A 19,406-nucleotide genomic window follows, 5' to 3' on the forward strand; every position below is an offset into this window, starting at 1 on the left:
GGGTGCGCCGCTCTCAGCGCGCGAGAACCTTGGCGGCGTCGCGGGTGGTGCCGACCGCCTGCGAGACGTTGGCCACCGACTGGACGATCGCCCCGATATTGCCGGTGATGGCCGTGACGGCGCCCGCGGCGCTCTGCATGTTCTCGGCGAGGTCCCGGGTCACGGTGCTCTGCTCCTCGATGGCGGCCGCGGTGGCCACCACGGTCTCGCGCATCACCGAGACCGAGGATCCGATCGAACTGAGCGCCTGCACGACCTCCTGCGAGACGCGCTGCACGCTGGCGATCTCGCCGTTGATCTGGCCGGTGGCGCGCGCCGCCTGATCGGCCAGCGCCTTCACCTCCGAGGCCACGACCGCGAAGCCGCGGCCCGCCGCCCCCGCCCGGGCGGCCTCGATGGTGGCGTTCAGCGCCAGCAGGTTGATCTGGCCGGCGATATCCCGGATCAGGCCGACGATGCCGGTCATCGCGGTGGCGGTCTCGGCGAGGCGCTTGGTGTGGCCATCCGCGTCCTGGACGCAGGCATAGGCGGTGTCGGTGGCGCCCTGGGAGCGCACGATGCTCTGGGACATCTCCGCCACCGACGCCGCGAGTTCCTCGGCCGCGGCCGCGACGGTCTGGACGTTGCCGGCGGTGGAATCCGCCGCCGACGAGGCCAGCGCGGCCGCCTTCGTCGAATGCGTCACCGCCTGCTCGATCTCGCCGAAATTCTGGTCGATGAGCGTCCGGAGATTGGCGAGCAGCCGGACCTGATCGCTGATGTCGGTGGCGAACTTCACCACCTTGTAGGGCCGGCCGGCGGCATCGAGGATCGGGTTGTAGGAGGCCTGGATCCAGACCTCGCGGCCGTCCTTGCCGATCCGCCGGAACTGGGCGGCCTGATAGGTTCCGTTCCGCAGGGCCGCCCAGAAGGCCCGGTACCCCTCGCTCTCGCGGTGGGCGGGGTCCACGAACAGGCTGTGATGCTGCCCGATCACCTCGTCGCGGGTGTAGCCCATCGCAGTCAGGAAATTGTTGTTGACCGCCGTCACCGTGCCGTCGAGATCGAAGGCGATGACCGCCTGCACCTTGTCGATCGCGGCGATCTGGCCGGCGCGGTCGGCCTCCTCGGTCCGCTGCTGCGTGATGTCGGTGGCGAACTTCACCACCTTGTAGGGGCGGCCGCGGACGTCGAGCATCGGATTGTACGAGGCCTGGATCCAGATCGGCCGGCCGCCGCGGCCCACCCGCTGAAATTGACCGGATTCGAATGCGCCGGACCGAAGGCGTTCCCAGAAGGCCCGGTAGTCCGGCGCGTCCCGCTGGGCCGGATCCATGAACAGGCTGTGGTGCTGCCCGACGATCTCGGGCAGCGTGTACCCGACGACGTCGAGGAAATTGCGGTTCGCCGAGAGGATCCGCCCGGCCAGATCGAACTCGATCACGCCCTGAACCCGGTCGAGGGCCGCGAGCTTGGCATGCGCTTCACGGACGTTCAGGGCAGAAAACATGGCGCGTCGGCTTCCTCTGGGCGGGCCAGGCGCAGCGCGCCTCGACCCGCCGGGGGTACACCTGAAAGTTGCAATGGGAAGATTAACATAGGGTGTCTTTATACCAGTATAAAACCGGTCGAATACAGCACTCCACCGCAGGCCGGTTTCGCGGCGGCCGAAAGCCCACGCGGCGACCATAAGGCTCCGTTTACCATTCCTGCACAGGATCAGGCCCGACCCGCGCGGATCGGCATCCGCGCGGCCTGGAGTCGTTGCCCGGCATGATGTCACGCGCGGAACGCACGCCCCTGACGGACTGGTGGTGGACCGTGGACCGCGGTCTGCTCGCGGCCCTGTTCGCGCTGATGATCGCGGGTCTGGTCTTCCTGATGGGCGGCGGCCCCCCGGTGGCCGAACGCATCGGCCTCCCGACCTTCTACTTCCTCAACCGGCAGGCGATGTACCTCGCGCCGACCATCCTGCTGATCTGCGCGGTGTCGTTCCTGTCGCTGCGCGGCATCCGGCGGCTCGCGCTGGTCACCTGGGTCTGCGGCGTCGTCCTGTGCCTGCTCGCCGGCAAGTTCGGGCCCGAGATCAAGGGCGCGCACCGCTGGATCCAGTTCGGCTCCTTCGGCCTGCAGCCCTCGGAGTTCGTGAAGCCCGCCTTCGTGGTCGTCGCCGCCTGGGCCTTCTCGGAAGGCGCCCAGCGCCGCGACATGCCGGGCGGGATCCTCGCCCTGCTGCTGCTGCCGATCACCATCGTGCCGCTGCTGCTCCAGCCCGATTTCGGCCAGACCATGCTGATTACCATGGTGTGGTGCGCGCTGTTCTTCGTGGCCGGCCTCCACCTGATCTGGGTGGCCGTCCTCGGCGTGCTGGGCCTCGGAGGCGTGTTCGCTGCCTATCTGTTCTTCCATCACGTGCGTGAGCGCTTCAACAAGTTCCTCGACCGGGATTCCGGCGGCGGCTTCCAGGATTTCTGGTCGCGGGAATCCTTCCGTTCGGGCGGCTGGTTCGGCACCGGGCCGGGGGAGGGCGTGGCCAAGCGCCACCTGCCGGACGCGCATACCGACTTCATCTTCTCGGTCACCGGCGAGGAGTTCGGCGTGATCGTCTGCCTGTGCCTCGTGGCCCTGTTCGCCTTCATCGTCCTGCGCGGCCTCAAGCTCGCCCGCCGCACCGACGACACCTTCTCGCGGCTGGCGATCACCGGCCTGACCACGCTGTTCGGCCTCCAGGCCTGCATCAACATGGCGGTGAACACCCAGCTGATGCCCGCCAAGGGCATGACGCTGCCTTTCGTCTCCTACGGCGGCTCCTCGCTGATCTCGCTGGCGCTCGGCACCGGCTTCCTCGTCGCCCTGACCCGCAAGCGTCCCCGCACCGTGATGCTCAGCCAGAAGCCCCCCGGCACCGCGCCGGCCACCGTCGCCGGAGTGATGCGGTGACGGTCTTCACCCCCACGATCCTGCTCTGCGCGGGTGGAACCGGCGGCCACCTGTTCCCGGCCGAGAGCCTCGCCCACGCGCTGCGCGCCCGCGGCATCCGGGTGGCCCTAGCCACCGACGCCCGGGTCGATGCCATCGCGTCCGAGTTCCCGGCCTCCGAGGTCGTCACCATCGCCTCGGCGACGCCGTCCGGCCGCTCGCCGCTGAAGCGGGCCGGCGCCGTGCTGACCCTGGGCCGCGGCTTCGGCGTGGCCGCGAAGGAGATCCGACGGATCAACCCGGCCGCCATCGTGGGCTTCGGGGGCTATCCGACCGTCCCGCCGGTGCTGGCCGGCCAGATCCTGCGCGTGCCGACGATCCTGCACGAGCAGAATGCCGTGATGGGCAGGGCCAACGCCTTCCTGGCGCGGGGCGCCCGCACCATCGCCACCGGCTTCAAGGACGTGCGCGGCGTGCCCGAGAAGGCCAAAGCCCCGCGGATCCACACCGGCAACCCGCTTCGCCCGGCGGTGATCGAGGCGGCGAAGATCCCGTATCCCCCCTTCGGTCCGGATGACGCCCTGCGACTCCTGGTGTTCGGCGGCAGCCAGGGCGCCCGCGTGATGGGCGAGGTCGTGCCCGAGGCGATCGCCCGTCTGCCCGAAGCGCTGCGCGCCCGGCTGCACCTCGTCCAGCAGGTCCGGCCCGAGGACCTGACGGCGGTGCAGAACCGCTACCTCGCCATGGGTCTCGCGGGGATCGAGGCGGCGCCGTTCTTCAAGGACCTGCCGGCCCGCATGGCCGCGAGCCACCTCGTGGTCTCGCGCTCGGGGGCCTCGACGGTCTCCGAACTGGCGGCGATCGGCCGCCCGGCGATCCTGGTCCCGCTGCCCGGCTCGCTGGATCAGGACCAGGCTGCCAACGCCGCGACCCTCGACGCGATCGGCGCGGCGCTGGCGGTGAAACAGTCGGATTTCACGCCTGAGCGCCTCGCCGCGGACCTCACGGCCTGCTTCGAGACGCCGGCAAAATTGACCGCAGCGGCCGATGCGGCCAGAAGCGCGGGCATCCATGACGCCGCCGAGAGGCTGGCCGAGGTCGTCGTCGAGACGGCCGCCCGCACCTGATCCTCCCGGGATTCCGCACCGGCGATCCCGACACCAGACGGTTCGACCCATGAAGCTGCCCGACAAGCTCGGACCCATCCACTTCATCGGCATCGGCGGTATCGGCATGTCCGGCATCGCCGAGGTGATGCACAACCTCGGCTACACGGTGCAGGGGTCGGACGCCTCGGACAACACCAATGTCCGCCGTCTCGCCGAGAAGGGCATGCGCACCTTCGTGGGCCACGACGCCCAGAACGTCGAGGAGGCGGCCCTGGTCGTCGTCTCCACGGCGATCCAGCGCGACAATCCCGAGCTGCAAGCCGCCCGGGAGCGCCGTCTGCCGGTGGTGCGCCGGGCCGAGATGCTGGCGGAGCTGATGCGCTTCAAGTCCTGCGTGGCCATCGCGGGCACGCACGGCAAGACCACGACCACGTCGCTGGTCGCGACGCTGCTGCTGGCCGGCAACCTCGACCCGACGGTGATCAACGGCGGCATCATCAACGCCTTCGGCACCAATGCCCGCATGGGCGAGGGCGACTGGATGGTGGTGGAGGCCGACGAGTCCGACGGCACCTTCCTGAAGCTGCCGGCGGACGTCGCCATCGTCACCAACATCGACCCCGAGCATCTCGATCATTTCGGCTCGTTCGATGCCGTGAAGGACGCGTTCCGGCGTTTCATCGACAACATCCCGTTCTACGGCTTCGCGGTGATGTGCATCGACCATCCGGTGGTGCAGGATCTCGTCGGCCATATCGAGGACCGGCGGATCATCACCTACGGCGAGAACCCGCAGGCGGACGTGCGCCTGATCGACGTGGACCTGCGCGGCGGCCAGAGCCGCTTCCGGGTGATGATCCGCGACCGCCGCCCCGGCTACCGGATGGAGATGGAGGACCTGGTCCTGCCGATGCCGGGCAAGCACAACGCGCTCAACGCCACGGCGGCGCTCGCGGTGGCGCACGAGCTCGGCGTGAAGCCCGACGCGATCCGCCAGGCGCTCGCCGGCTTCGGCGGCGTCAAACGGCGCTTCACCCGCACCGGCGAGTGGAACGGCGCGACGATCTTCGACGATTACGGACACCATCCGGTGGAGATCAAGGCGGTGCTCAAGGCCGCGCGCGCCTCGACCGAGCACGGCGTGATCGCCGTGGTGCAGCCACACCGCTATACCCGGCTGCAATCGCTCTTCGACGATTTCTGCACCTGCTTCAACGATGCCGACACGGTGATCGTGGCGCCGGTCTACGCGGCCGGCGAGACGCCGATCGAGGGCTTCGACCGCGACAGCCTCGTGGCGGGCCTGCGCTCCCGCGGCCACCGCGACGCCCGGGCGCTGGAGCGGCCTGAGGAACTTTCGGGGATCATCGCGGAGCTCGCCAAGCCGGGCGACTACGTGGTGTGCCTCGGGGCCGGTACGATCACCCAATGGGCCTACGCGCTGCCGGGCGAATTGGCCGCGCGGGGACGGTAAGGGGATGCGCGGGGCCGATCCGGAACCGGCCCGTTTCCGGCGATGCCTGCGCGGATCACAGACCGAGGCCGAGCGCTGTCTCCGATGTCGCTTGCGGGACCGGCGTCTCGGCGGGGCCGAGGTCGTCCGGCAGGAATCGATCAGGCGCTCTGTCGCGGAGTTCGACTGCCGAACGTCACGCCTGATTGGCGAGCGGACTAGCGACCACCACGCGGACAGCGACCATGGCGTTCGGGTCCCGTGGCTGACCGCACAGGGCTCTCGTGTCCTGGGGTTCTGGAATGCCGGGATCGTGAACACCGTCGCCCGCGTCCGAGACACGATCTTGTCCGTGCCGCCCCCCTCTCACCGCTTGCCGCGAGAGGGTCGCGACGACCCCGTCGTCGGCACGGAACGCCCGAAGGGCGAAGGTGAGGGGGCGGCTTCAGTCAAGCCACAGCTGGAGCCGCCCCCTCACCCTCGGCTGCCGCCCCGATGCGACGACACGGTCGTCGCATCCCTCTCCCCGCAGGCGGGGAGCGGGGAGATCCAAAGATGACCGCATCCCTCCACGACCGAATCCGCGCCGCCGCGCCCGATCTTCGCGGGCGTCTGCTCGCCGACCAGCCGCTGGCCGACCTCACCTGGTTCCGGGTCGGCGGCCCCGCCGAGGTCCTGTTCACCCCGGCCGACGAGGAGGATCTGGCGCGCCTCCTCGCCACCCTGGACCCCGACGTGCCGGTCACGGTCATCGGTCTCGGCTCGAACCTGATCGTCCGCGACGGCGGGGTGCCGGGCGTGGTGGTCCGGCTCGGCGGCAAGGCGTTCGGCAGCGTCGCGATCGACGGCGACACGCTGGCTGTGGGCACCGCGGTTCCCGACATGCGCCTCGCCAAGGCGGCCGCCGAGGCCGGTCTCGACGGGCTCGCCTTCTACCGCGGCATCCCGGGCTCGATCGGCGGCGCGCTGCGCATGAATGCCGGCGCGCATGGCGGCGAGACCACCGACGTGCTGGTGGAGGCGCGCGGAATCGACCGCCGGGGCGCATTGCGCACCTTCAGCCACGCCGACATGGGCTTCTCCTACCGGCATTCGGATGCCCCGGAGGACGTCATCTTCACGAGCGCCCTGTTCCGGGGCAAGCCCGGCGACCGGGCCGCCATCGAGGCGGAGATGGAGCGGGTCACGGCCGCCCGCGAAGCCGCCCAGCCGATCCGCGAGCGCACCGGCGGCTCGACCTTCGCCAATCCCGAGGGCGGCAAGGCGTGGCAGCTCATCGACGCCGCCGGTTGCCGGGGCCTGACCCGGGGCGGCGCCCAGGTCAGCGAGATGCACTGCAATTTCCTGATCAACACCGGCCATGCGACCGCCGCCGATATCGAGGGACTCGGCGAGGAAGTCCGTCGCCGGGTGCGCGAGACAAGCGGCGTCGAGCTGCGCTGGGAGATCCGGCGGATCGGTGCGGCGGCCGCCCCCCGGTGAGCGCGGTGAGCGCGGCGTTCCCGACCCGCCGATGCGGCCGGGATACGGTGCTCGTCTGCCACCGGTGACCGTCCGGTCCCTGCAGAGTCTGTTTGAAGCCGACCTATTCGAGGTGCCCTGATGTCCAAGCACGTCGCCGTCCTGCTGGGCGGCACCTCCGCCGAGCGCGAAGTCTCGCTCAGTTCCGGCAAGGCCTGCGCCGACGCCCTCGAAGGCGAGGGCTACCGGGTCACCCGGGTCGATGTCGGTCCCGATATCGCCTCCGTGCTGACGGCGCTCAAGCCGGACGTGGCCTTCAACGCGCTGCACGGCCCGGACGGGGAGGACGGCACGATCCAGGGTCTCCTGGAGATCCTCAGGATCCCCTACACCCATTCCGGCGTCCTCGCCTCGGCGCTCGCGATGAACAAGGAGCAGGCCAAGACCGTCATGCGCGCGGCCGGCGTCGACGTGCCGGAAGGCCGGATCGTTAACCGTCGTGAGGCCGCCAGGACACACCCCCTGCCGCCACCCTATGTGGTGAAACCTATCGCCGAGGGCTCCTCGGTGGGTGTGATCATCGTGCGCGACGGGCGCTCGCACCCGCCCCAGATCCTCGCCTCCGAGGAGTGGACGTTCGGCGAGCAAGTCCTTGTAGAACCTTACATAGCCGGCCGCGAGCTCACCTGCGGGGTGATGGGCGACAGGGCCCTCGGCGTGATCGAGGTGAAGGCCGCGACGGGGGATTGGTACGACTACGACGCTAAATACGCCCCGGGGGGGTCGGTGCACGTGCTCCCGGCCGAACTTAAACCAAATGTTTACCAGCGTGTCCAAGAACTGTCGTTAACGGCGCATCAAGCACTGGGCTGTCGGGGCGTCAGCCGTGCCGACCTTCGCTACGACGACACACCGGGTGGAACCGGTCTGCTCGTCGTGCTGGAGGTCAACACGCAACCCGGCATGACCCAGACGAGCCTTGTGCCGGAGATGGCGGCCCATGCGGGCCTGAGTTTCGGTGAGCTCGTCCGATGGATGGTGGAGGACGCTTCCCTGAATCGCTGAGCGGCGACGCCGCCGGCCGGACCGGTCCCGCGCGCCTCGCTGGCGCGATCCTGGGCCGGCTCGCCGGCCGCGTCTCGCCTCGGTCGCTCTCGGTCCGCCGGGCCCGCTCGAGTCAGCGCCTGAGCGAGCGCCTGCCGCGCGGCGTCGGCGTGGTGGCGGTCTCCGTGTCCGCCGCCGCCATGGCGCTCGCCGGTTTCGTGGCGAGCGGCCGCTACGACGCCTTCGTGGCGGAGCAGGGCCGTCCCCTCGACATCGCGGCGCGCGTCGCGGGCTTCGGCGTCGAGCGCGTCACCATCTCGGGCATCTCCCGGATGTACGAGCGCGAGGTGCTGGCCGCCGCCGGCATCGACTGGCGCTCCTCGGTTCCCTTCCTCGACGTCAACGAGGTCCGCGAGCGGCTGCTGCGCGTGCCGCTGATCGCCCAGGCCTCCGTCCGGAAGATCTATCCCAACGAGATCGCCATCACCCAGGTGGAGCGCGAGCCCGCGGCCCTCTGGCAGAAGAACGGCGAGATCAGCGTGATCGCCGCCGACGGCACCGTCATCGACGCCATGCGGGACGACCGCTATGCCAGCCTCCCCCTGGTGGTCGGCGACGACGCCAACACCAAGCTTCCGGAATATCTCGCCCTCATCGCCGCCGCCGGTCCGCTCGCCGAGCGGATCAAGGCCGGCACCTACGTGTCCGGTCGGCGCTGGACCCTCAAGTTCGACGGCATCGACGTGCGCCTGCCCGAGGCCGACCCGGCCGCGGCGCTCGCCCGCCTCGTCCGGTTCGAGCGCGAGGCCGGCCTGCTTGAGAAGGACATCATCGCGGTGGACCTGCGCATGCCGGACCGCCTCGTGGTGCGCCTGACCGAGGAGGCCGCCGCCGCCCGTGCGGAAGCCCAGAAGGCGAAGAAGAAGGGCGCGGCCAGCTGATGCCCTTCCTGTCGATCTCCGCCCGTCCCGCCTCCCGCGTCCGGTAGCGTCAATGCACAGCCAACACGGCCTCACGCCGCGCTTGAAGCCGCTCTCCGCCCGGCGCTCGACCACCCTCTCGGTGCTCGATATCGGCACGAGCAAGGTGGTCTGCCTCATCGCCGAGCTGCAGCCCGCCGAGGCGCTCACCACGCTGCGCGGGCGCACCCACCTCGCGCGCATCATCGGCATCGGCCACCAGCGCTCGCTCGGCCTGAAGGGCGGCGCCATCGTCGACCTCGCCGCCGCCGAGGGCGCGATCCGTCAGGCGGTCCACGCCGCCGAGCGGATGGCCAAGGTCGAGGTCCAGTCGGTCATCGTCAACATGTCGGGCGGCCGGCTCGCCTCGCAGCATTTCCAGGCGCGGGTGAACGTCCGCTCCGGCACCGTCACGGGCAGCGACGTCGAGCGGGTGCTCGAGACCGCGAGCGCCCACGGCGTCAGCCCCGGCCGGGCCGTGCTGCACGCCCTCCCGACCGGCTACGCCCTGGACGGGCAGGGCGCCGTCATCGACCCGTCGGGCATGATCGGCGAGGCGCTCAGCGTCGACCTGCACGTGGTCACCAGCGAGCTGGCCGCCGCCCGCAACGTCATGCTGGCGGTTGAGCATTGCCACCTCGGCGTCGAGGCGGTGATCGCCACGCCCTACGCGGCCGGACTCTCCGCGCTCGTGGACGACGAGGCCGAGATGGGCGTCTGCGTCGTCGACATGGGCGGCGGCACCACCAGCGTCGGCGTGTTCTCCGGCGGGCACCTCGTCCACGTGGACGCCCTGGCGGTCGGCGGCCACCACGTCACCATGGACATCGCCCGCGGTCTCTCCACCCGGATGGCGGCGGCCGAGCGGCTGAAGACCCTCTACGGCTCGGCCCTGTCCACGCCTTCCGACGACCGCGACATGATCGCGGTGCACGGGGTCGGCGAGGACGAGGGCGAGGCCCCGGCCCACATCCCGCGCTCGCAGCTCGTGCGGATCATCAAGCCGCGGGTCGAGGAGGTGGTCGAGCTGGTCCGCGACCGCCTGCGGGACGCGGGCTTCGCGGCCCAGGCCGGACGGCGTGTGGTCCTCACCGGCGGCGCCAGCCAGCTCGTCGGCCTGCCGGAGGTCGCCCGCCGCGTCCTCCAGGGTCAGGTGCGAATCGGACGGCCCCTCGGGATCCGGGGTCTGCCGGAAGCCGCAAAGGGCCCGGCCTTCTCGGCGGCGGTCGGCCTGCTGGTCTACCCGCAGGTGGCGCATGCCGAGCATTTCGAGCCGCGCGGGCACGGCGCCTTCGCGGCGACCGGAACCGACAACTACCTGAACCGGGTCGGCCGCTGGCTCCGGGACAGCTTCTAGGGTTTCGCATCCGCCCCCGCGGACGGGCGGATCGAAGAGTATCCGGCGCCCAGGCGTCGCACGGAAAGCACAGTTAGCGAGAGGCTCGACACCATGGCCATCACCCTCCAGGCGCCGGACATCCGGGAACTCAAGCCCCGCATCACCGTCTTCGGCGTCGGCGGCGCCGGCGGCAACGCCGTCAACAACATGATCGAGTCGGGCCTGCTCGGCTGCGAATTCGTCGTGGCCAACACGGACGCCCAGGCGCTCACCTCCTCGAAGGCCGAGCGGGTGATCCAGATGGGCCTGGGCGTGACGCAGGGCCTCGGCGCCGGCTCGCACCCGGAGGTCGGCTCGGCCGCCGCCGACGAGGTGATCGACGAGATCCGTGACCAGCTCTCGGGCGCCCACATGTGCTTCATCACCGCCGGCATGGGCGGCGGCACCGGCACCGGCGCCGCTCCGGTCATCGCCCGTGCGGCCCGCGACATGGGCATCCTGACGGTCGGCGTCGTGACCAAGCCGTTCCAGTTCGAGGGCATGCGCCGCATGCGCACCGCCGAATCCGGCATCCAGGAGCTGCAGGCCGCGGTCGACACCCTGATCGTGATCCCGAACCAGAACCTGTTCCGGGTCGCCAACGAGAAGACCACCTTCGCGGACGCCTTCGCGATGGCCGACCAGGTGCTCTACTCCGGCGTCGCCTGCATCACCGACCTGATGGTGAAGGAAGGCCTCATCAACCTCGACTTCGCCGACGTCCGCGCGATCATGCGCGGCATGGGCAAGGCCATGATGGGCACCGGCGAGGCGTCCGGCGAGAAGCGCGCCAACCGCGCCGCCGAGGCGGCCATCGCCAATCCGCTCCTCGACGACGTCTCCATGAAGGGGGCCCGCGGCCTGCTGATCTCGATCACGGGCGGCTCGGACCTGACCCTGTACGAGCTCGACGAGGCCGCGACCCGCATCCGCGAGGAAGTCGACCAGGACGCCAACATCATCCTGGGCGCCACCTTCGACGAGAGCCTCGACGGCATCATCCGCGTGTCGGTGGTCGCCACCGGCATCGAGCCGCTGCTGATCTCGGCGAACTCGCCCAACAACCCGGCCATCGCCGAGACCGAGCAGCGCATCGCCGAGGTTGCCGAGCGCCTGCGCGCCGAGGCCCGCTCTCGCGCCGCCTCGCCGGTGCCGAGCATCCGCACCGAGTCGGCCGCGCCGGCCCCCGCGCCGCAGCCCAGCACGGAGATGCGGGCCGAGCCGCGGATCGAGAACCGCATGGAGAGCGCCGCGCCGGTGACCCGCGACGACGTCGTGCTCGCCCCGGCCCAGGCGCGCGCCGCGGCACCGTTCGTCCCGGCTCCCGCACCGCAGCGGGCCGAGCCGGCACCGGCCATCGAGGCTGGCCCGTTCGTGCCGCCGCGTCCCGCCGCCCCGACGGGCACGCCGCTCGCCCGCGCTCCGCGCATGCCGCAGATCCACGAGCTGCCCCCGATCGCCCAGACCCAGATCATGGCGAACCGCGCGGCCGAGGAGGCCGCTCCGGAATCCAAGCGGACCTCGCTGCTGCGCCGGCTCGCCACCGTGGGCTTCGGCGGCCGCCGCGAGGACATGGAGGGCGCCCCGGCAGCCCGGCCGGCCTCTCCCGCCGCCCCGCAGCCGCATTTGGCCCAGCCGCATTTGGCCCAGCCGCACATGGCCCAGCCGCACATGGCCCAGTCCCACGTGCCGCCGGCCCCCCGTGCCCCGGCCGCGCCCGCGGTGCCGCAATACCGCCCGGCCCAGGGCAACCTCGACGCGCAGGGCCGGGTCTCCGCGCAGCCCCGGATGATGGACGACGATCAGCTCGAGATCCCCGCCTTCCTGCGTCGTCAGGCGAACTGACAGGCCCAGATCTCGGACACGGCAGGGGGCCGGCGGGAAACCGCCGGCCCCTTCGCGCTGCAACAAAGCAACTCGTGGTTGTTACGACCTGAAACAGGCCCCATCGCGTGGGCATGCGGCGTCTCGCGAGGCCGGGACCGTGGTGCATCCGCGCCACAGAACGGCCGCCGGTTAGCCATGCGTTAACCAAGCTTTAAGCCTTTGGTGGACCAGCGTTTTGCGGCAACGAGCCGGTAAGCGTGTCTGTAACAGACCGTAAGAATCCGTGATTTGGCTGCCCTGTGCGGTGCAGCTATAGAAACCATGTGATCGAGACGACACGCATCGGGACACAACCTGATCGCGTGGGCTAGGGCATCAAGCAGCGGACGGATCAGTCGGTTTTCTCTTCACCCCCGGTCGGGGTGTCGGGATCTGGTCGCGCCCGGGGGCTAAGGAATGCGAACGCACAAACAGACGACCCTCAAAGGGCCGGCGACTCTCTCGGGCATCGGAGTTCACTCCGGCAATCCCGCCGAGATCACGATCCGGCCCGCTCCGGCCAATCATGGCATCGCCTTCCTCCGCACCGGCACCACTCACGGCAACGACCGCCTGATCAAGGCACACCACGCCCTCGTCTCCGCCACGGAACTCTGCACCGTTCTGGGTGACGTCGAGACGGGCGCAGTCGCCACCGTCGAGCACCTGATGTCCGCCCTGTTCGGCCTGGGCGTCGACAACGCCCTGATCGAGATCGACGGCCCGGAGATGCCGATCCTCGACGGATCCGCGCTCCCCTTCGTCCAGGCGATCGACCAAGTGGGGATCGCCACCTGCGACACCCCCCGGCGCTGGCTCAAGATCCTCCGCCACGTCCGCATCGAGACCGGCACGTCCTTCGCGGAGCTGCGTCCGATCGATCGCGGCTTCCGCCTCGATGTCGAGATCGATTTCGAGAGCCCGGTGATCGGCCGCTCCCGCAAGGCGATGGACCTCTCGCCCGCCACCTATCGCCGCGAGATCGCCGGCGCCCGCACCTTCGGGATGATGCGGGACGTGGAGCGCTACTGGAAGGCGGGCTTCGCCCTCGGCGCCTCGCTGGAGAACACCGTGGCGGTCGGCGAGACCGCGGTAGTCAACCCCGAGGGGCTGCGCTTCCAGGACGAATTCGTCCGCCACAAGATCCTCGACGCGATCGGCGACCTGGCGCTGGCCGGGCTGCCGATCCAGGGCGCGTACCGCTCCTATTGCGGCGGCCACCGGATGAATGTCGGCGTGCTCTCGGCCCTCTTCGCCGACCGGGCGAACTACGCCATCGTCGAGGCGCAGGGCTCGCGCCGCGAGACCGTTTTGTCCGAACTCGGCGTCGGCCTCGGCATCGCCGCCTTCGCGGGCGACCTCTAGAAAGCGCCTGTGGCCGGTGGGACACAGCCGGCAACCGATCCTGGCTGCCGCAGCCTTGCCGCTTTCGTGCCCGAATCGAACGGCACGGTTTAACGGTCCGTGAACGGCGGGCACGGCCCGGGGCGGGCCGGATCCACCCACGCGATGGCATGACGGCGCGAGACGGCGCCGGTTCCGGGAAAGAGCGCCAGATGCCTGTCACCATTCGTCATCGCCGGGGAGCGGCCTTCGCGGCGCCCCTCGTGGCCATCCTCGGCCTGGGCCTCGGCGGCTGCGACTTCGACCCGACCAGCATCTTCGCTGAGAAGTACAAACCCGAAGTCGTCCCGGACGTCCCGGCCGACAAGCTGTACAGCGATGGCTTGGCCAAGCTCGAGGACAGCGACTACGAGGGCGCAGTCAAGAAATTCGACAATCTGGACAAGCAGTATCAGTATTCCGAGTGGTCTCGGAAGGCACTGCTGATGACGGCCTACGCCAACTACGAAGGCCAGAAATACGACGACGCCATCAGCGCCTCGAAGCGTTACCTGCAGCGGCATCCGGCCAGCAAGGACGCCGCCTACGCGCAGTACCTGATGGCGATGTCGAACTATAAGCAGATCCCGGACGTCACCCGCGATCAGGACCGGTCCGAGAAGGCGCTCGTCGCCCTCCAGGAACTGGTACAGAAGTATCCGACATCGGAATACGCTGCCGACGCGAAGGCGAAGATCCAGATCACCCGCGATCAGCTCGCCGGCAAGGAGATGGAGATCGGCCGCTTCTACCTCGAGAAGCGGAATTTCCCGGCGGCGATCAACCGCTTCCGCGACGTGGTCGCCAAGTACCAGACCACCCGCCACGCCGAGGAGGCGCTCGAGCGCCTGACCGAGGCCTACTGGGCGCTGGGCATCACCCAGGAGGCGCAGAATGCCGCCGCGGTGCTCGGACACAACTTCCCGGAAAGCCCCTGGTACAAGGACGCCCACGCGCTCCTGGCTCAGGGCGGCCTCGAGCCCCGCGAGGAGAAGTCCTCGTTCCTCTCGAAGATCTACCGCACGGTCACCGGCAAGACCGCCTCGGCCGAGTAGGCATCGGAGCCCGCGACCGGGCCGTCCCGCGCACAGATCGAGGCCCGGAGCCGCCGCTCCGGGCCTTTCCCGTTGCGGCGCCCCCTTGCGTGGTGCGACGCATTTTTGGGGTGAATCCGCGCCGCAGCGGCCTTATGTGTGCGGTCCCGTCCTGAGGAATCCCCGTCGCCGCATGCTGGCGCAGCTCGCGATTCGCGACATCGTCCTGATCGACAGGCTCGAACTGAATTTTCGATCGGGACTCAGCGTCCTGACCGGAGAGACGGGCGCGGGCAAATCGATCCTGCTCGACGCCTTCGCCCTGGCCCTCGGCGGTCGTGGCGACGGCCGCCTGGTGCGTCACGGCGAGGCGCAGGGCGTGGTCACGGCGGTCTTCGACCTGCCCGTCGACCATCCCGCGCGCCGGATCGCGGAGGAGGCCGAGATCGACACCGAGGGCGACCTGATCCTGCGCCGGACCCAGATGGCGGACGGCCGGACCCGCGCCTTCGTCAACGACCAGCCGGTGGGCGTGCAGGTCCTGCGGGCGATCGGCGCGGCCCTTGTGGAGATCCACGGGCAGCACGACGACCGGGCGCTCGCCGACCCCGCCTCGCACCGCGCGATCCTGGACGCCTTCGGCGGGCTTCAGCCCCAGCTCGCCAAGGTCGGCACCGCCGCTCGGGCCGTCCGGACGGCTCGGACCGAACTCGCCGAGCACCGCGCCCGGGTCGAGACGGCCCGCAAGGAGGCCGACTTCCTGCGCCATTCCGTGGAGGAACTCGCCGAACTCGCGCCGCTTCCGGGGGAGGAGGCGCAGCTCGCCGAGCGCCGCACCATCATGCAGCAATCCGAGAAGGTGGCGCGCGAACTCAACGAGGCGCTGGAGGCGGTCGGCGGACCCCATTCCGGCGTGCCGCATCTCTCGGCCGCCCTGCGCAAGCTGGAGCGCCGCGCCGCGCAGCTGCCGGCCCTCGTCGACCCGTGCGTGAACGCCCTCGACGCCGCGATGGTCGCCCTCGACGAAGCCCGGGCGGTCCTCGATGCGGCGGTGGCCGAGACGGAGTTCGATCCCCGCGACCTGGAGCGCGTGGAGGAGCGGCTCTTCGCCCTGCGCGCCGCGTCGCGCAAGTACGACGTGCCCGCCGACGACCTCGCCGCCCTGGCGGAGCGCTACGCCAACGACGTCGCGGCCATCGATGCCGGCGAGGCGGCGCTGTCCGGCCTCGAGGAGGGGCTCGCGACGGCGGAGGCCGCCTACGCCGAGGCTGCCGAGAAGCTCAGCGCCGGGCGCCGCCGGGCGGCCAAGCAGCTCGACGCCGCCGTGAAGGCCGAGCTGCCGCCCCTCAAGCTGGAGCGGGCCCGGTTCATCACCGAGATCGTCACGGATCCGGATTCCCGCGATGCCGCCGGCACCGACCGCGTCGAGTTCTGGGCCCAGACAAACCCGGGGACCAAGCCCGGTCCGATGATGAAGGTCGCCTCGGGTGGCGAGCTGTCGCGCTTCATGCTGGCGCTCAAGGTGGTGCTGGCCGACAAGGGCTCCGCTCCGACCCTCATCTTCGACGAGATCGATACCGGGGTCGGCGGCGCGGTGGCGGACGCCATCGGGCTGCGCCTCGCCCGGCTGGCGGCCACCGTGCAGGTGGTCGCGGTGACCCATGCCCCCCAGGTTGCCGCGCGCGCCGAGACGCATTTCCTGATCGCCAAGGCGCCCGTGAAGGGGGCCGGCCGCGTCGCCACCCGCGTGTCGAGCCTGCCGGTCGCCGAGCGCCGGGAGGAGATCGCCCGGATGCTGGCGGGTGCCATCGTCACCGACGAAGCCCGGGCGGCAGCCGCGCGCCTGCTTCAGGGCGCCGAGGCATAGCCCGGCGACAGCCTTAACCGTTGGTTGAGCTTAACGATGCGTTAACTATTCGACTTGAAAGTGCCGTCATCCCGGTACCGCGGAAGGCATGGGCGGTCGATGGGCGGGAGGGAGCCATGAAGCCGGCTATCGTCGAGTCCGATGGGCATCTGCCTGCGGGACAGTCGCTGAAGCGGGCGCTCGACACGCGCCAGCTCGGCCTCAACCTTCGCACGGTCTACGAAGGCAGCGTCGACACGCAGCCGATCACCGACACGCACGTCGAGCTGCTTCTGCGACTGCGCCAGAAGGAGCGGGAGCTGCGCCGGGCGATCTGATCCGGCCCCACGCCGCTACCAGCGGCGCGCCCCCGGCCGTCGACGATACTCGGCGGCACGAATCAACGTCAGCACCCGGTCGAGGTTGACCAGCAGCTCGGCCTCCTCGCGCCGCGCTGCGGCCGCCAGCTCCGGATCGGTGGAGAATTTCTGGCGCGCCTGCGCCAGCGTGAGGGCACGCTCCACGGCCTCCCGCTCCGCATGCAGGGCCGACCAGACCGGGTCGGCATCCGCCCCCGTATCGACCTCCTCGCCGCCCACGATCCGACGTCCTCCCGCTGTCACTGCCGCTGGCATTGCCCCGGCATTGCCGCTGCCCATGCGGGTTATGAACGCGCGAGATCCACGAACCGTGCCGTCCGGCCCGCGGCGCGATGTCATCCCGGTGTCATCTGCCTGTCGTATGCGCCCCTCCATCGGGCGGCCGGCGCTGGGTCTCTTCGGAAGTTCGGCCGCAGAGCTCTGCCGCGGGCATGGGCTTGCCGGCAGGGCAGCGCAGGCTCTTGCCCGACGGCAACGGAGAATCCCTTGAGACCCTTCGCTTACGCGCTCGCCGTCGGCCTCGCGACGGTTCAGCTGGCGTCCGCGGCGCTCGCCGCCGATATCACCGGCGCCGGAGCTACGTTCCCCTTCCCGGTCTACTCCAAGTGGGCCGAGGCCTATCGCAAGGAGACCGGCTCGGGCCTCAACTACCAGTCGATCGGCTCCGGGGGCGGCATCAAGCAGATCCAGGCGAAGACGGTCGATTTCGGCGCCACCGACGCGCCCCTCAAGCCCGAGCAGCTCGCCAAGGACGGTCTCGTCCAGTTCCCGACCGTGATGGGCGGCGTCGTGCCGGTGGTGAACATCCCCGGGATCGAGCCGGGCAAGCTCAAGCTCACCGGCGACGTGCTGGCCGACATCTATGCCGGCAAGATCGCCAAGTGGAGCGATCCGCGGATCGCGAAACTCAATGACGGGCTGAAGCTCCCCGACTCCAACATCACCCCGGTCTACCGCTCCGACGCGTCGGGCACGACCAACATCTTCACCACCTACCTGTCCCAGGTCTCCGAGCCCTGGAAGAAGGAATACGGCGCCGCCACGACGATCTCCTGGCCGGTGGGGCAGGGTGGCAAGGGCAACGAGGGCGTGACCGCCACGGTGAAGCAGGTCCCGAACGCGATCGGCTACGTCGAGTCGGCCTACGCCAAGCAGAACAAGCTTTCCTACGCCCTGCTGCAGAACAAGGCCGGCAAGTATCCGCAGCCCGACGACAAGGCGTTCCAGGCCGCGGCGGCGAGCGCCGACTGGAAGGCGACCCCGGGCTTCGGCATCTCCCTGACCAACCAGCCGGGCGAGGCGGCGTGGCCGATCACGGCGGCGACCTTCATCCTGGTCCACAAGGATGCCGTCGATCCGGCCAAGTCCGCCGATGTGCTCAAGTTCTTCAACTGGGCCTACAAGAACGGCGACAAGCTTGCCGTCGACCTCGACTATGTCCCGCTGCCGGACAACGTCGTCGAGCTGATCCACCAGGAGTGGAAGGACGTGAAGGGCAAGGACGGTAAGCCCGTCTTCAACATGTGAGCGTGGCCGGGAGGAGGTGGGAACCTCCTCCCTCGCTTCTCGGAACGCCCCGCGCTACCACGCCCTCTTCGCAGAGAACAGCGGATGCCCGCTTTGACAGAATCGATCGCCCTCGGCCGAACCCGTTCCGCGACGGCGCGGAAGGCGCCGAGCCGGAGCCTCGACACCCTGTTCCGGACCTCCTCGTATGCCGCAGCGCTGCTGGTGCTGCTCGTCCTCGCCGGCATCCTGGGCTCGATCCTCTACGGCGGTTGGCCCGCCTTCCGCGAATTCGGCTTCGGATTCCTGACCTCCAGCGCCTGGAACGTCGGGACCGAGCAGTACGGCGCCCTGGTGGCGGTGATCGGGACCGTCGCCTCCGCCTTCCTGGCGCTCCTGATCGGCGTCCCCGTCTCCCTCGGGATCGCCGTCTACCTCACCCAGCTCTGCCCGGGCTGGGCCCGCAAGCCGGTCGCCATGACGATCGAGCTGCTCGCCGCCGTGCCCAGCATCATCTACGGCATGTGGGGCCTGTTCGTGTTCGCGCCGCTCTTCGCGCGCTACATCCAGATCCCGGTCTCGAACGTCGTCGAGGGCATGCCGATCGTCGGCACCTTGTTCTACGCCCGGGTTCCCTCGGGCGTCGGCGTCTTCACCGCCGGGATCATCCTGGCGATCATGATCGTGCCGTTCATCGCCTCGATCGCCCGCGACATGCTCGACCAGATCCCGACCGTGCTGCGCGAGAGCGCCTACGGCATCGGCTGCACCACCTGGGAGGTGGTGCGCCACGTGCTGGTGCCGCAGGCCTCGGTCTCGATCATCGGGGCGATCATGCTCGGCCTCGGCCGGGCGCTGGGCGAGACGATGGCGGTGACCTTCGTGGTCGGCAACGCCAACCGCCTCTCGGCCTCGATCTTCGATCCGAGCTCGACCATCGCGTCGCGCATCGCCAACGAGTTCAACGAAGCCGACGGCCTCCAGCTCAACGCCCTGATGGCTCTGGGCTGCATCCTGTTCGTGATCACCTTCGTGGTTCTCATCATCGCCCGGCTGCTGACGCGCCGCGTCCAGGCCGCCTGAGGAGCA

Annotated in this window: 17 protein-coding genes; 15 read left to right on the plus strand and 2 right to left on the minus strand. The window is 70.0% G+C overall.

Annotation, left to right across the window (positions count from 1 at the left end):
- Positions 1-13: 13 nt before the first annotated feature.
- Positions 14-1,489 carry a methyl-accepting chemotaxis protein gene (locus GGQ91_RS25360; protein ID WP_182593125.1) on the minus strand — a complete coding sequence of 492 codons (1,476 nt, stop codon included), beginning with the start codon at positions 1,487-1,489 and terminating at the stop codon, positions 14-16.
- 263 nt (positions 1,490-1,752) lie between these two features.
- On the opposite strand from GGQ91_RS25360, the gene GGQ91_RS25365 reads away from it, so the two are divergent.
- From GGQ91_RS25365 to GGQ91_RS25425, 13 genes are all read left to right on the plus strand, one after another.
- On the plus strand, positions 1,753-2,919 hold the full coding sequence (locus GGQ91_RS25365; protein ID WP_043356321.1) for an FtsW/RodA/SpoVE family cell cycle protein: 1,167 nt from the start codon (positions 1,753-1,755) through the stop codon (positions 2,917-2,919).
- On the plus strand, positions 2,916-4,025 hold the full coding sequence (gene murG, locus GGQ91_RS25370; RefSeq protein WP_075380275.1) for an undecaprenyldiphospho-muramoylpentapeptide beta-N-acetylglucosaminyltransferase: 1,110 nt from the start codon (positions 2,916-2,918) through the stop codon (positions 4,023-4,025). Before GGQ91_RS25365 ends, murG begins: the two co-directional genes overlap by 4 nt.
- 49 nt (positions 4,026-4,074) lie before the next feature.
- Positions 4,075-5,481, plus strand: a complete 1,407-nt coding sequence (murC, locus tag GGQ91_RS25375) for a UDP-N-acetylmuramate--L-alanine ligase (protein WP_043356325.1) — start codon at positions 4,075-4,077, stop codon at positions 5,479-5,481.
- Between the two features lie 4 nt (positions 5,482-5,485).
- Positions 5,486-6,019 (plus strand): DUF559 domain-containing protein, encoded by a 534-nt coding sequence (locus GGQ91_RS25380; protein WP_182593126.1) that lies wholly within the window; start codon positions 5,486-5,488, stop codon positions 6,017-6,019.
- Positions 6,016-6,942 carry a UDP-N-acetylmuramate dehydrogenase gene (murB, locus tag GGQ91_RS25385; RefSeq protein WP_053608386.1) on the plus strand — a complete coding sequence of 309 codons (927 nt, stop codon included), beginning with the start codon at positions 6,016-6,018 and terminating at the stop codon, positions 6,940-6,942. Before GGQ91_RS25380 ends, murB begins: the two co-directional genes overlap by 4 nt.
- A gap of 120 nt (positions 6,943-7,062) precedes the next feature.
- Positions 7,063-7,986, plus strand: coding sequence for a D-alanine--D-alanine ligase (locus GGQ91_RS25390; RefSeq protein WP_043356331.1), 924 nt, complete (start codon positions 7,063-7,065; stop codon positions 7,984-7,986).
- Complete coding sequence (locus GGQ91_RS25395) at positions 7,953-8,906, plus strand: cell division protein FtsQ/DivIB (RefSeq protein ID WP_182593127.1); 954 nt, start codon at positions 7,953-7,955, stop codon at positions 8,904-8,906. Before GGQ91_RS25390 ends, GGQ91_RS25395 begins: the two co-directional genes overlap by 34 nt.
- Positions 8,907-8,958: 52 nt before the next feature.
- Positions 8,959-10,281 (plus strand): cell division protein FtsA, encoded by a 1,323-nt coding sequence (ftsA, locus tag GGQ91_RS25400; RefSeq protein WP_043384227.1) that lies wholly within the window; start codon positions 8,959-8,961, stop codon positions 10,279-10,281.
- Positions 10,282-10,374: 93 nt separating this feature from the next.
- Positions 10,375-12,147 carry a cell division protein FtsZ gene (gene ftsZ, locus GGQ91_RS25405; RefSeq protein WP_182593128.1) on the plus strand — a complete coding sequence of 591 codons (1,773 nt, stop codon included), beginning with the start codon at positions 10,375-10,377 and terminating at the stop codon, positions 12,145-12,147.
- Between the two features lie 438 nt (positions 12,148-12,585).
- Complete coding sequence (gene lpxC, locus GGQ91_RS25410; protein WP_043345543.1) at positions 12,586-13,533, plus strand: UDP-3-O-acyl-N-acetylglucosamine deacetylase; 948 nt, start codon at positions 12,586-12,588, stop codon at positions 13,531-13,533.
- Positions 13,534-13,724: 191 nt separating this feature from the next.
- A complete protein-coding gene (locus GGQ91_RS25415) occupies positions 13,725-14,606 on the plus strand; it encodes an outer membrane protein assembly factor BamD (protein WP_043345570.1) in 882 nt (293 codons plus the stop codon).
- 172 nt (positions 14,607-14,778) lie between these two features.
- Positions 14,779-16,452 carry a DNA repair protein RecN gene (gene recN, locus GGQ91_RS25420; RefSeq protein WP_182593129.1) on the plus strand — a complete coding sequence of 558 codons (1,674 nt, stop codon included), beginning with the start codon at positions 14,779-14,781 and terminating at the stop codon, positions 16,450-16,452.
- A gap of 116 nt (positions 16,453-16,568) precedes the next feature.
- On the plus strand, positions 16,569-16,769 hold the full coding sequence (locus GGQ91_RS25425) for a hypothetical protein (protein ID WP_043345537.1): 201 nt from the start codon (positions 16,569-16,571) through the stop codon (positions 16,767-16,769).
- A gap of 15 nt (positions 16,770-16,784) precedes the next feature.
- Here the strand turns inward: GGQ91_RS25425 and GGQ91_RS25430 are convergent, their stop codons facing one another.
- A complete protein-coding gene (locus GGQ91_RS25430) occupies positions 16,785-17,030 on the minus strand; it encodes a hypothetical protein (protein WP_043345535.1) in 246 nt (81 codons plus the stop codon).
- A gap of 267 nt (positions 17,031-17,297) precedes the next feature.
- Here GGQ91_RS25430 and pstS point away from each other — a divergent pair, with 267 nt between their 5' ends.
- Both pstS and pstC read left to right on the plus strand, forming a co-directional pair.
- Entirely contained in the window at positions 17,298-18,338 is a 1,041-nt protein-coding gene (gene pstS / locus GGQ91_RS25435; RefSeq protein ID WP_043345532.1) for a phosphate ABC transporter substrate-binding protein PstS, read from the plus strand.
- Between the two features lie 84 nt (positions 18,339-18,422).
- Positions 18,423-19,400 (plus strand): phosphate ABC transporter permease subunit PstC, encoded by a 978-nt coding sequence (gene pstC, locus GGQ91_RS25440; RefSeq protein WP_043384217.1) that lies wholly within the window; start codon positions 18,423-18,425, stop codon positions 19,398-19,400.
- The last annotated feature ends 6 nt before the right edge of the window (positions 19,401-19,406 follow it).

The sequence above is a fragment of the Methylobacterium fujisawaense genome, from assembly GCF_014138435.1.
Taxonomy (GTDB): Bacteria; Pseudomonadota; Alphaproteobacteria; order Rhizobiales; family Beijerinckiaceae; genus Methylobacterium; species Methylobacterium fujisawaense.